We start from the raw sequence: 12958 nt of genomic DNA, 5'->3' as shown, positions 1-12958 counted from the left end.
AGTTATTAAGCAATTTGACGCAATACTCGACTTTGTTCATAAAAACGGTGCATTTGTTCCCAAACCTCATAAAGGGGTGAAAAAGTAGTATGTTGTTCAATAAGACTGGCGAGTTGTTGGCGATTTTCCGCCAGTGATTGCTCGCCATCCCCAGAAATAAAGGCAGAAAGCTGTTTGTTAAACACAAAGAGAATATTGCTTAGACAGGTAAATTTGTGCTGACTCATTACCGTTGCAAAAGAGATAGCGTAGCTAAACTCTTCCATATTTGCCCCAATGGTGTGCCCGTAGAGCATCATTTTATCGAGCTTTTGCACTTGCGCTTCATTAAAGACTTGCCCAATTAACCAGCTTGCAACATGGCTATTCTGATGGTAAATGCTCGCGCCCGAATCCCATAATCCACCACTTAAACAAGGTTGGATAATTGGGCCATGTGAATCTGATTTCCCAATCATGGCATCTGATTTCATGCAATTAGCATTGCCTCTTTCTGTACTGCGAATCAGTTGGCATAAACGGGAGAAGTTGCTTGGTTTGGTAATGGGTAAGCCATCAGGATGGATAATCAGTGAAGCAACCCCTGTTTTAGTTGCGAATTGGTCTTGTAAAACTTGTAGTTTATCAACGCTAAAGTGTTTTAATAGCGGGTTTGATTGCAGGTTCGATATAGACTTAATCGTGTATAAATGACTCATTTTTTCCTTTCCTCTTTTGGTTTTATGAATAGGTAAAACCTAGCTTGTGACGTAAAGACTCAGATATCGAGAGATTTAGATAATTATTATCCCTTCAAGGAAAGTATGGCAAAAATGAACGAGAATGTATTAAATAAGTTTAATTTAACACATGAAAATAATTAAATTGGCTAATACAATAAGGATATTTCCGTATTAGCCATCATAAGACCTTATAGCCAGTTACCCATCATAATGAATGGCGCCCAATAATAAGGATGTTCATAATAAGTTGGGTATTTATTCACCTGCCCTATTTTGCGCGCATTGATAAACGCTTGTTGTGTCGCTTGTAATGCTGCACCTTTCGTCATCCCTTTATTTTCAGTATGAATTTTATACAAAAATTGCATAAATGCGCCTGTACTTTCATCATCCACAGGCCATAAAGTTGCAATGACGCTTTTTGCCCCTTGACGTTGTGCCAGTGCGGCAAAGCCTTCTACTTCTCGCCCGTTGCTAAAATCGCCGACCGCCGTTTCACAAGCGGATAAAGTGAGTAAATCAATATTATCAAATCGATAACTGTTACGAATATCAGCTAAGGTCAACTCACTCCCATCGCCCATGAGTAAAAACGAATCTTGGTCTGTGCCTGTTTTAAACACGAAATGACTGGCGATGTGTAAAACGGGATACGTTGTTTTGTGTAACACTTCGCGCAAGGTTTGCGGGGTAAATTTATCATTTAAGCGAATAATACCAGGCAAGATGCCACTTTCGCCCGATTTTTGTTTTACGATAGTTTCTAGCTCTTTCTCTACGGCAGGCAAAGGGTTAAAGTTGCGAACGGCTTTTGTTAAACCTAAACCCGCTAAACTCCATTCACTATGAGGCTGAATGGTGATTTTATCGCGCCCAACTTCTATGAGCAGAGAAATTGCGTATTTTTCAGCAAGATATTCTTGCCCATCATATAAAGCAGAAAAAGGGATATAGCGTAAACGTCCATCTAAGGACAACATCAACGTTTTTGCGCCTACCCGTTGCAGGTCATCAGCAACAGGTTCAATCAGCACGTGATACAAATCATTCGCTAATTTTAAGGGCGGGCGACGCACATCTTGCAAAGCGGTACGAAATTTTAAAATAGTGTCGTTCAACGCCGCGTCGCTAATCGGGGCATCACGACAAAGCTGTTCATTCGCTGTCGTTAAAATCATTCGCAATTTATCACGAGTGATTAAATAATTAATTAATACAGCATCTTGACTGAGTTCCCGTAACGTTTTCTGTAACGCTACTAAACTGTCTAAGGCTTTTTGATTTTGTGGGAAATCATTTTGTCCTGCGCAAACAGTGCTTGCTTCCGCGCGTTCTCCTGCTTGTTGGCGACGTTGTTCTTGGCGGGCAAAGCTTTGTTTAACTTCGGATAAATACTGCTCTAATTCGAGAAATTTTTCATCAGATTCTTGTTGTAACGCCACTAAACGTTTTTGTTCTTCAGGGCTTAACTGTAATTTTTGCCGTAACGTGCGGATGGATTCAGCAATATTGCTAATTTGTTGATTTAATTCATTGCCACGTGTTACCCAAGGTTGCTCTGCTTCGCTGTAATTTGCCTGCAAACGACGGACATCCGTAACATTGCTATCACGACGAATAAAATCAAAATATTCTTCTTCTTTCAACATCATCAACACTTGTTGTGCTTCGGATAAACGTCCTTGATTAGTTAGCAAATCAGCTAAATGGCGATAAACATCTTCTTTATCGGTTAAAAAACTCCGCTGTAGTTCTTTGTCCATTTTTGCCAAATTAACCCGTAAGGTTTGCAAGGTATTTACGGCTTGTTTACCGACAAAAATCGCGCTATCGAATTGTTTTTCCGCATTATAAACACGGCTTAATGTGTCCAATACTTTCCACAATAACAAAGGTTGTTCACTGCCAAAAGCGATACCGAGCGCACGCTGTAATTTATTTTCTGCGCTATTAAAATCTTGTTGTGCTAGGGAAATTTTAGCTTGATTGGTTAAGGTGATGGCAACATTGGCGTGGTCTTTTCCATAAACTTTTTCCCAAATTATGAAGGCTTGCGCATAATAATCAGCCGCTTGTGTATATTGACCTTGTGTCGCATATAACAAACCTAAATTGTTTAAATTTCTTGCAATATCAGGATGTTCAGTTTTATAAACTTTCTGCGCAATGGCTAAGGCTCGTTTTAACAATTGTTCAGACTGTGCATAATCTTTTAAGTTATAAGCTAACCAGCCTAAATTATTTAGTCCTGCGCCCACAATCGGATGTTCTTTGCCTAAACTTTTTTCCCAAATAGCTAAGGCTTTTTCATACAAAGGCTTTGCCCGTTGATAGTCGCCAATCGTGCGGTATAACTGTCCTAAATTGTTGTAACGAATCCCTAAATTTACAGGGGCTAATTCTTTCGCCTGCACGGCTTTTTCATCAATTTTTAAGGCAGATAACAGCAACGTTTCTGCTTGTGCATAATCCCCTTTTTGTCGATACAACTCCGCTAAATTATTGAGACGAATGGCAACCCGTGGGCTATTTTCGCCTGACACACTTTTATCTATCTTTAACGCCCGTTGTAATAAAAGTTCGGCATCTGCAAAATTGCCTAAATTGCGGTATAACTCGGCTAAATTATTTAAGCGAATCGCCACTTTCGCGCTGTCCACGCCCGCATCTTTCTCATCAATGGCTAAGGCGCGTTTATATAAGGCTTCAGCCTCTGTGTAACGACCAAATTCATAATAAACCCCTGCCAAATTGTTCAAGCTCACCGCTACCGCGCCATGTTCCGCGCCTAAGACTTTTTCCCGAATTGCCAACGATTCTGCATAAGCGGCTTCTGCCTCTGCATAACGCGCTTTTGCCTTATACACATCGCCCATACTTTGCAATAGCGACGCGCTATCTTCCGCCCAATCGGCACGACTGAGGTTTAAGGCTTGTTGATAACGTGCTAATGCCGTTTCTGTATCGCCCGCTAACTCGGCTGTACGCCCTTCTTGATAAAGGGCTTGATGCGCTTCGCGGGGGCTTGCGCTATAAGCCAATACAGGCAAGCATAATAACCAAGAGAAAACGAGTTTTTTAAGCATGACCTTAACCTATTCAACGGATGATAACGTAGGTTCAATGCAAATAAAGGTGTGCATTGACTGCACCTAAGCAAGATAATCTTTTATTTTATAATAAGTTGTTCCTAAAACTAATAAGGGTGTTCGTAGCCAACGCCCGCCCATAAAGGGATAATGAGGAATTTTGCCAAACACATCGAATTTTTCCGCTGTTCCTGCTACTGCCTCCGCCATTAACTGCCCTGCTAATCCTGCCACTGCCAAGCCGTGCCCTGAGTAACCATGGGCAAAATAAATGTTTTTCCCAATTCGTCCAAAATGTGGGGCGCGGTTAATCGTAATTGCGACATGTCCGCCCCATACAAATTCTGTTTTAACCGCGTGCAATTGTGGAAAAACCCGTAGCATATGCCGACGCATAATCCCTTCTAAATTAAACGGGTCTATCGTGGAATAGCTGACTTGTCCCCCAAAAAGCAAGCGATTATCCGCAGATAAACGAAAGTAATCTAAGACAAAATTAACATCGGCAACCGCCATATTGTTACGGATTAATTGCGACGCTTCTGCAAATGGTTCAGTTGCTAAAATATATGTACCAACAGGCATGACCATTGCCTCAATGCTCGGCATAACATGGCGTAAATAAGCATTACCGCTCAAAATTAAGTGTTGACAACGAACTTGCCCTTGTGCGGTATGAACAATCGGCTGATTTCCCTGCGTAATTCCTGTAACTAAAGACTGCTCAAATAGGTGTGCACCTGCCAGTTGCGCGGCTTTCGCCAGTCCTAAGGTATAATTTAATGGGTGTATATGTCCGCCATTTGCATCATAAATCCCGCCTAAATAGCGAGATGTCGCTAACACGGAACAAAGTTCTTCACGCTCCATAAAATGCACGCTGGAATACTGGTAATCGGTCTGCATCTCCTGTGCCACCACTTTTAAGTCATGATATTGTCGTGGTTTTACAGCAACTTCTGCTATGCCTTGTTGAAAGTCGCATTGAATTTGGTGTTGAGTAATGCGTTGTTTTAATAAATTAATGGCATCTAGTGAAAACTGCCATAATTGAAACGCCGTTTCTTTGCCTACTAATCGTTGTAATTTCGTTTGTCCACAAGCAAAACCTTGTAAAATTTGCCCGCCGCTACGTCCTGACGCACCCCAGCCAATTTGTTGCCCTTCTAATAACACTACACGATAACCACGCTCGGCTAATTCTAAGGCAGCAGAACAGCCCGTAATACCACCGCCAATAATGCAGACATCGCAATCAACATCTGTTTGTAATGAGGAAAATGCTAAAGGTAAATTAATGCTTGCCGCATAATAAGAACGGATATGCGCAGATTGAGCCATGCGTAAAACTCCTTAAATTGGTTGCAGGAGTCCAATAGTTTCAGCTATTGGCAGGGTGAAAAGTTAAAAAAATGAAGGGTGTTGTGGACGGCTCGGCGGGGTAGTAGTCACATTATTTCTAGTATGAAATTGGGTAGTGCTAAACAAGTCGGGTTTTAGTGGTTCATTTTAACCCTTTTGTCTGAATCAGGTTTTACGCATTTAAAACCCAATTTGTTTAGCACTACTACCAAGTAAAGCATTAAATACGGTCAGCAACCAGTTCAATCCAATGTTTAACAGGAATATCGCTTTTACTTTGTAGATGAGTTTGACAGCCAATATTTGCCGTAACGATAACGCTGGGTTGTCCTGATTTTAATGCAGTGATTTTGTTATCTAGCAGTTGATTGGAGACAGTTTTGTTAAAGAGGGAATAAGTACCCGCAGAACCACAGCATAAATGCCCATCAGGGACAACAGTCAGCTTAAACCCTAATTTTTTTAGCATATTGGGTAATATAAATGGTTGGCGTTGAGCATGTTGAAGTGAGCAGGGAACGTGAACCGCAACCAGTTCGGTACTGGGCGGGGCATCGGGTGCGGGTTTGAGTTTGTCGACACCTTCTTGGTAAATAATTTCGGTTAAATCACGGCAGAGAGCGGAAATTTTTTCGGCTTTGCTGGCATAGTTTGGGTCATCTTTGAGGTAGTAGGCGTATTCTTTGACCATATTTCCGCAACCGCTCGCAGTAATCACAATCGCTTCTGCACCTTGTTCAATATAGTTCCACCATGCGTCGATATTTTGGCGCATCCGTGCGAGTCCTTGTTCATGGGCGGAGAGGTGGTAATCAACAGCACCACAACAGCCCGCTTGGGGTGCACTGACGAGGCGAATACCTAATTTATTGAGGACTTTCATCGCGTCTGCGTTGGTTTTTGGCGCAAGGGCAGGTTGTACACAGCCATTTAGCACGAGCATGATACGTGGATGGGGATTGGGTTGATAAGGTTCTGCGCGAGCTTTGGGGGGAATGTGGTTTTTAATGCTGGCAGGTAAGATGGGGCGCAGGGTTTGCCCTAAACGTAATAAAGGATTAAATAAGGTTGGATTGGTCAGAACTTGGCGCACACTCCAACGTTTAAAACGGTCAAAGCGGGAACGGGGAACGGTGTCTTGTAATAAATATCTTCCAATATCAATCAGGTGTCCGTATTTAACCCCTGAAGGACAGGCAGCTTCACAGGCACGACAGGTTAGGCATAAATCTAAATGTTGCTGGGTTTCTTCGGTAGCGGGGTTGCCTTCTAAAAAAGATTTTATGAGGTAAATGCGCCCGCGTGGGCTGTCTAGTTCATTGCCTAGTAGTTGGTAAGTGGGGCAGACAGCAGTACAGAATCCGCAGTGTACACAGGTTCTTAAAATGGTATCAGCTTCTTGCCCTTGCGGGGTTTGCTGAATAGCAGGGATTAAATTAGTTTGCATAATGTCAGAAGTAACCGCGAGAAACAGAGTAAAAATAAGTCGGTTTTTACCACGCTTGTGCCATGCGTTGCGGGTTTAAAATACCTTTAGGGTCAAACTGTTGTTTTAAACGTTGGTGTAATATCAGTAAGGGGGCTGGCAGTGGGTGAAATATGTCGCTTGTACGGTCGCCATTTTTGAATAATGTGGCATGTCCGCCAAGTGTGGCGACGGTGGTGCGAATCGTTTCAGCGTTTGCAGGGCTATTAGTCAACCAACGTAAACCGCCACCCCATTCAATCAGTGTATCGCCTGCCAGTGTGAGCGCAGGGCTTGTCGGCGGGAGTGACAGTCGCCAAATGGGGCTTGTAGTTTGGAAAAAAGCAAGCCGTTGTTCGCGTAAATCTGTCCAAAATGGGTCGGCATTATTGAATGTTTCACCGCCAATTTTTTGGCGGGCGGATTGAATACTGACACCGCTAAGGCGGAGATATAAACGCCCGTCTATGTAGCAACTACCTGATAAAGGAACTGTTTGATTGCCCCAGTAGGTCATCTTTTCAAGCGCGGTGTTTAAATCACAATCAAACACAAGCGTTGTTTGTTCAGGGGGAATGGGCATAACTTTACAGGATATTTCTAGGAGTACGCCCAGTGTTCCTAGTGCGCCGACCATTAAGCGCGACACGTCATAGCCTGCAACATTTTTCATGACTTGTCCGCCAAAGTGTAAAATATCACCTTTTCCATTGAGGCATTTTACCCCTAAAACAAAGTCGCGCATTGCGCCATAATAGGGGCGTGTTGTGCCTGATAAACCACAGGCGATTGTACCGCCAAAAGTTGCTTGTTCGCTAAAAGCGGGCGGGTCAAAGGCTAACCATTGACCACGGTCAGCAAGGGCTTTTTGTAGGTCAATTAAGGGCGTACCTGCTCGAGCCGTAACAACTAACTCGCTGGGTTCATAGTCGATAATTCCTTGATGTGCAGAGAGGTTTAAAACCTGTCCTGTGCTTATACGCCCATAAAAATCTTTACTTTTTCCGCCAACAAGTTGGAGTGGCGTTTGTTGGGCGTATGCCGTTTGTACGCTGTGTTGTAGGGTGTCAGTAATATCTGTCATGCGTCACTCTATGCTTTATTGGGTCAAGTCGCGGGTCAATGAAGGCTTGCACATAACATAACAAAACGGGGCAGTCATTGGCTATTTAGGTGATTTCTTTCTATGTCAGTCTTTTTTGTTCCGAACATCTTGTATAAAACAAGATAAAGCGGAAAATTATCCGATATGTCAATTAGACTTTTTTCAGTCTTAAGTGGGTTTTGAGCGTGTTAGTTTCCTGTCAATAGTCTTTCTCAATAGGATTATCTAAGGCATGGTGTAAATATTGCATTACTCTACTTTCGAGCTATGCTTCTTTTCTCAATTGAAAGTCATTAGGTCTTATTGGGAAAATCCACTATATCTAACACTCGTAAAAATAACTTATAATTTCAATTTTTTATTGTTTTTTAAAGGTTGTATTTTTCACATGAAAATGAATTATGTTTGGGTTGTGATTTTATGCTTATTTGCTCAAGTCGTAAAAGCAGACGAAGCGTTAGATAATTTCCTACAAAACTTTAAAACGTTACACGCACAGTTTACACAAACTTTGTATGCTGAGAATGGTGAGTTATTACAAGAATCCATCGGTGAAATGTATATTCAGCGTCCAGGCAAATTCCGCTGGGTTTATCAAAAACCCTATGAACAATTGATTATTGCTGATGGGGAACGGGTTTGGATTTATGATGCAGACTTAGACCAAATCACGGTAAAAGCGTTAGATAAAGCATTAGGACAAACCCCTGCATTATTGCTAACTAGCGAAACGAATGTGAATGATAATTTTACAGTTAAACGCTTATCCGTAACAAATGATATGATTGTGTTAGAAGTCCGCCCTAAAGGGGAAAATCCACAATTTGAAAGGCTTAATTTAACATTAGAAAATAACACTTTAAAACAAATCGAATTGTTGGATAATTTAGGACAGAAAAGTTTGATTAACTTCAGTAAAATGCAGAAAAACATTGCTGTTGATGAGGATTTATTTATTTTCACGCCCCCCGCAGGTACTGATATCATTCAAGATATGTAAAAACCTTTAGGGCTTACTTGCAGCCGCAATGTGTTTGAAGATAACACAACCACATGATACCGCTAACAAAACTAATGATGCAGGGAACGACAATGCCTGAAGAAGAAGCCAATTTGACAATTTCTTATGTTGACTTGGGAGTAACCGATCAGGCTGTTTTAAAAGTAGCAACAGGGTTACTAGCTAAACATAATAATCTACAAGTAAATATTTTAAATAAAGAAAATATTGATGGTCAGGTCGTTATTGTTGATGTAGATAATCCTGATGGGCGAGCTTTTTATAATCAATTTAACGCGCGTAGCGGGCGTGGATTACTTTTATTATCTAATAATGCTTTAAGTGAACATCGTTACCCTGTCTTATGTAAACCTGTTCGTGTGCAAACTTTACGCGATGTCATTTACGATTTATACAATGATTTAAAAATAGTTACTAAAACACCTGCCCATCCTACAAATCAAACGCAAGCTGTCAGCACTTCTACAGCCTCTGTTACAAAAAACGTGGAGAACAATACTATTGTCATAGTCGCGCCACCTGTGCAGGATGCAAAAGCCCTAGAAAATAATTTATTCTTCGTGTTGTTAAAAGCACAAACAGAACAACAGTGTATGCAAGTTTTCTGTCCACCTCATTCCCCGCTATTTTTAGACCCTAAAAAGGGGATTGTAGCGACCTCTGTATCTCGTGAGAATTTGCGGAAAATGACGCATGGCGAGGCGGTTGTAACCAGTAGTACAAAATTATCAGAAACTGATGTGGAAATTTTGGCAAAAGGACAATTAATTATTCCTTTTACCAGTGTATTGTGGAGTGCGGCAGTTTATGGGTCTCAAGGGCAACTAATTCCCACACATAAAAGCGATGTTCCTGTTCGTTTAAAGGCATGGCCAAATTTATCCCGTTTAGATTTCCAACCAATTCATATGACTTTAACCACTATCATGACATCGCAAAGTTTGAGCTTGCAAGATATTGCGCAACGTTTTCAAATTGATTGGGATACCGTTGCGGGGTTTTATAATGCGTGCTTTGCCACAGGATTGTTATTAATTAATCCCGTGCAACCCGCACCAACAATGCCATCAGTTTCCAAAGAAGTCGCCACAAAAAGCAGTTTATTCAGCAAAATTGCAAAACGCTTAAAACTGAGTTAGGGCTTTTTACACACAAATTCACGCGCCTATTTGCCAATCTAATACCATCTGTTTCTGTTGTAGCGTAATAGGCGATTCCATGCGTGCAAAGATAGAATATTGTTTGCGTCGCTTAATTTCTTCTAAGGCTTCCGCCCCTGTCATACCATGACGCACTAAGTAACATCCTGCGACTGTGCCCGTTCTTCCTAATCCCGCCATGCAATGAATATAAACTTTATGCTTAACCGCTAAGGCTGCGTCGATACAATCTAAAATATGTTTCATTCTTTCCACAACGGGAATATCAAAGTCTGTAATTGAAAAGCGTTGATGTACCACTTGAATATGTTGCTTTTCTGCTTCTTCTTGCAATAAAAGATGATAGGGCTTTCGTCCATACTCCCCTTCTGCCGTCATATTCGCGTAATAAGTCACCCCCATTTTTAATAGATTCTTAATCTTTAGCTTTAAGGGTTCTACATCATCTGCTAAGTAACTCCCTAATAGAATTTCATTAGGACATAACCAGTAAGCATTATGAATTGGTGCGGGCAAAGTTTGTAGTGTCATTGTTTTTCCTGAAAATTTTATCTTTTAGTAAATTTATTTCATATTATAGTGGGTTTCTCGCTTCAAATCTGTAAATTGCCACTGTTTGTATTTAAGTCTGGCGTATGGACTGACACAGAGTATTCATAAAAGTTATTTACCATTGCTCGTTATCACACATTTTTTCTATATAACAGCAAGGGGTTATCATGTCAGGATATAGTCGCCGTCAGTTTTTGCATACCGTGGTTATCAGTGCGGGAACGATGATGTTAAGCAGTCAATTGGGGGGATGTAATAACAATGATGATGAAATTCCCGTTCAAGTTGCAACTGGCTATTTTCCACAATCGCTCGCATCAGGCGACCCTAAAGCCAATAGCGTGGTGTTATGGACTCGATTAGCCGAATCTGCAACAGGCGATTTTAATCTACGTTTACAAGTGGCTAACACTGCCGACTTTGCACAAAAGTTAGTAGATAGCACAGTAACCGCTTATGCAAATCATGACCATTGCGTTAAAGTGAAAGTGATTCGTTTAACTCCCGCAATAACGTACTACTACCGTTTTTTATATTTGAAAAATGGGGTTTATTACGCAACAAAAACCGCTAAAACTAAGACCGCGCCAGTGTCGACAGCAGATGTCAGTGTTAAATTTGGATTTGTCAGTTGTCAGGATTATATCGGTCGTTATTACAACCCTTATGTAAAATTATTAGATGAGCAAGCCGACTTTTTTATTCATTTAGGCGACTATGTTTATGAAAGTACAGGCGACCCTAGTTTTCAAAATGCTAGCGGAGTGCGCGTTATTCAATTCACTGACCAAGTAAATGCAATTACTGCGTATGCAAGTAATGGTCAACCTTATTATTTAGCTGCATCTTTAGATAATTATCGGCAGCTATATCGCACTTATCGCAGTGATGCATTATTGCAAGAAGTTCATGAAGCAATGCCCATGATTCCCATCTGGGATGATCACGAATTTGCCGATGATTGCTGGGGCGCGACAGCAACAACTTTCGATGAGCGTCGCAATGAATTATCTATCAGTCGGCGACAAAATGCAGAGCGGGCATGGTTGGAATATATGCCTGTTGACCTAGATGAAGTGAGTGAAGGCTCTATCAGTGTGAATGAAGCGACGTTATACCCGAATAATCGGATTTACCGTGAATTTTATTTCGGTAAACACTTGCATTTAATCATGACCGATTATCGAAGCTATCGCCCTGATCATTTAATTCGAGAAGATGCATTCCCCGCAACCGTCGTGCTAGACGAGGCAACCTTACAACAGTTAATCAGCGCGCAAGGTTTAGATTTTCAAACTGTCCGCAATAGTTTCTTACCCTATTTCAATATCGATTTAGCTGAGTTAGCCACATTAAAAGTTATTTTAACTGCTGTAGTAACACAGGCGTATCTTGCCGAAGGAATTGCCACCGCTGACGCACAACAACGTGCTTCAACCGTTATTCGCGGTAATTTAGATGCAACCGTTGTCAATAACCTGCTGCAATCCTATAACCAAACAACAAGTACGCCATATCCCTTGTTTGACAATACACAACTAGCGAACATGTCGAGAGGTTTATCCTACTTAGGCTTAGGCAAACAATCCCTGTTTAGCTCTTTAGGCTCGCGCTATTTAGTGGTTAAACAATCTTATGATTTATATGCAAACTATCAATATTTAATGGGTTCAGGGGACAGCGGACAAAATGGTTTAGGACAAACCCAAGAGACATGGTTACGCAATACGTTATTAAACTCGACACAAACTTGGCGCGTGGTGGGTAGTTCAGTCTCGTTGACCAGCTTATTACTGGATTTAGCCAATACAGACGGCTTACCTGCCGATTTTATTGCTTTATTAAATAGCTTACCCAGTGCCTATCGTCATTTATTCTATTTCAACGTTGACCAATGGGACGGTTTTGTTAATAAACGCGCTGCGTTGGTTGAATTATTAGACAGCGTAACCAATACCGTTAGCATTGCAGGAGATATTCACGCCAGTTACGTATCACAACATGGCGAAAGAACTTTCGAGTTTACAGGAACATCTGTTTCATCTGGAACGTTTTCCACTCTAGCCAGTAATCAAGCAACAGAAATCGGCTTAAGTAATGTAGAAGCCATTACCGCATCTATCGATTATTTATTAAGACGAGCAAACCCCATGATTAGCTACGCAAATAGCAACGCGAACGGCGTTTCTATCATGCAAGTCAGCGCAGACTCGATTGAGGTTGATTACCACTTACTAGCCGCAGAAGTGGCTTTTGAAAATCATTATAATGATCGTCAAGCAATTCGTGATAACGTACAAACACTCAGTTTTCAAGTAAAATCAGGAAAATTGAGCCTAATTTAACCCCAGTATTGCGAATTTTATAAAATAAAACAGAAATCTACTAGGTTTTGAAAACCTAGCAGGTCTGTCAGAACGCGCAAAAAGAATTCACCAGACAAGATTAAAACATTATCTGAATCAGGATTTTCAGGATTAAC

The 12958-nt window shown here is 41.2% G+C and carries 9 protein-coding genes; 3 read left to right on the top strand and 6 right to left on the bottom strand.

All coding sequences use genetic code 11. The annotated features are described in order from the left end of the window. Positions 1-5: 5 nt before the first annotated feature. The 5 genes from BEGALDRAFT_RS01875 to glcE all read right to left on the bottom strand — a co-directional run bounded on the left by BEGALDRAFT_RS01875 (position 6) and on the right by glcE (position 7722). Complete coding sequence (locus tag BEGALDRAFT_RS01875) at positions 6-698, bottom strand: PocR ligand-binding domain-containing protein (RefSeq protein WP_002683099.1); 693 nt, start codon at positions 696-698, stop codon at positions 6-8. Between the two features lie 212 nt (positions 699-910). Next, positions 911-3808, bottom strand: a complete 2898-nt coding sequence (locus BEGALDRAFT_RS01870; RefSeq protein ID WP_002683098.1) for a CHAT domain-containing protein — start codon at positions 3806-3808, stop codon at positions 911-913. A 66-nt stretch (positions 3809-3874) separates the two neighbouring features. Next, the gene (locus BEGALDRAFT_RS01865; RefSeq protein WP_002683097.1) at positions 3875-5152 is read right to left on the bottom strand and encodes an NAD(P)/FAD-dependent oxidoreductase; all 1278 of its coding nucleotides are present in this window, start codon (positions 5150-5152) and stop codon (positions 3875-3877) included. Between the two features lie 241 nt (positions 5153-5393). After that, positions 5394-6620, bottom strand: a complete 1227-nt coding sequence (glcF, locus tag BEGALDRAFT_RS01860) for a glycolate oxidase subunit GlcF (protein ID WP_002683095.1) — start codon at positions 6618-6620, stop codon at positions 5394-5396. 46 nt (positions 6621-6666) lie between these two features. Further along, positions 6667-7722, bottom strand: coding sequence for a glycolate oxidase subunit GlcE (glcE, locus tag BEGALDRAFT_RS01855; protein WP_002683093.1), 1056 nt, complete (start codon positions 7720-7722; stop codon positions 6667-6669). 409 nt (positions 7723-8131) lie between these two features. Between glcE and lolA the strand changes: the two genes are divergently transcribed. Both lolA and BEGALDRAFT_RS01845 read left to right on the top strand, forming a co-directional pair. Beyond that, complete coding sequence (gene lolA, locus BEGALDRAFT_RS01850; protein ID WP_002683092.1) at positions 8132-8743, top strand: outer membrane lipoprotein chaperone LolA; 612 nt, start codon at positions 8132-8134, stop codon at positions 8741-8743. Between the two features lie 53 nt (positions 8744-8796). After that, complete coding sequence (locus BEGALDRAFT_RS01845; RefSeq protein WP_157237531.1) at positions 8797-9903, top strand: hypothetical protein; 1107 nt, start codon at positions 8797-8799, stop codon at positions 9901-9903. A gap of 18 nt (positions 9904-9921) precedes the next feature. Here the strand turns inward: BEGALDRAFT_RS01845 and BEGALDRAFT_RS17715 are convergent, their stop codons facing one another. After that, positions 9922-10455, bottom strand: a complete 534-nt coding sequence (locus tag BEGALDRAFT_RS17715) for a protein-tyrosine phosphatase family protein (protein ID WP_002683089.1) — start codon at positions 10453-10455, stop codon at positions 9922-9924. 188 nt (positions 10456-10643) lie between these two features. On the opposite strand from BEGALDRAFT_RS17715, the gene BEGALDRAFT_RS01835 reads away from it, so the two are divergent. After that, positions 10644-12821, top strand: a complete 2178-nt coding sequence (locus BEGALDRAFT_RS01835) for an alkaline phosphatase D family protein (protein WP_002683086.1) — start codon at positions 10644-10646, stop codon at positions 12819-12821. Positions 12822-12958: the final 137 nt, after the last annotated feature.

It is taken from the genome of Beggiatoa alba B18LD, assembly GCF_000245015.1.
GTDB classification, from domain to species: Bacteria; Pseudomonadota; Gammaproteobacteria; order Beggiatoales; family Beggiatoaceae; genus Beggiatoa; species Beggiatoa alba.
The sequence above is the reverse complement of the archived record's forward strand: the minus strand, read 5'-3'. Positions and strand labels throughout refer to the sequence as shown.

Bases quoted from the DNA above. Each gene is read 5' to 3' on its own strand.
- BEGALDRAFT_RS17715 (WP_002683089.1), bottom strand. From the start codon at position 10,455: ATGACACTACAAACTTTGCCCGCACCAATTCATAATGCTTACTGGTTA.
- BEGALDRAFT_RS01865 (WP_002683097.1), bottom strand. From the start codon at position 5,152: ATGGCTCAATCTGCGCATATCCGTTCTTATTATGCGGCAAGCATTAAT.
- BEGALDRAFT_RS01875 (WP_002683099.1), bottom strand. From the start codon at position 698: ATGAGTCATTTATACACGATTAAGTCTATATCGAACCTGCAATCAAAC.
- BEGALDRAFT_RS01845 (WP_157237531.1), top strand. From the start codon at position 8,797: ATGATACCGCTAACAAAACTAATGATGCAGGGAACGACAATGCCTGAA.
- glcF (WP_002683095.1), bottom strand. From the start codon at position 6,620: ATGCAAACTAATTTAATCCCTGCTATTCAGCAAACCCCGCAAGGGCAA.
- glcE (WP_002683093.1), bottom strand. From the start codon at position 7,722: ATGACAGATATTACTGACACCCTACAACACAGCGTACAAACGGCATAC.
- BEGALDRAFT_RS01870 (WP_002683098.1), bottom strand. From the start codon at position 3,808: ATGCTTAAAAAACTCGTTTTCTCTTGGTTATTATGCTTGCCTGTATTG.
- lolA (WP_002683092.1), top strand. From the start codon at position 8,132: ATGAAAATGAATTATGTTTGGGTTGTGATTTTATGCTTATTTGCTCAA.
- BEGALDRAFT_RS01835 (WP_002683086.1), top strand. From the start codon at position 10,644: ATGTCAGGATATAGTCGCCGTCAGTTTTTGCATACCGTGGTTATCAGT.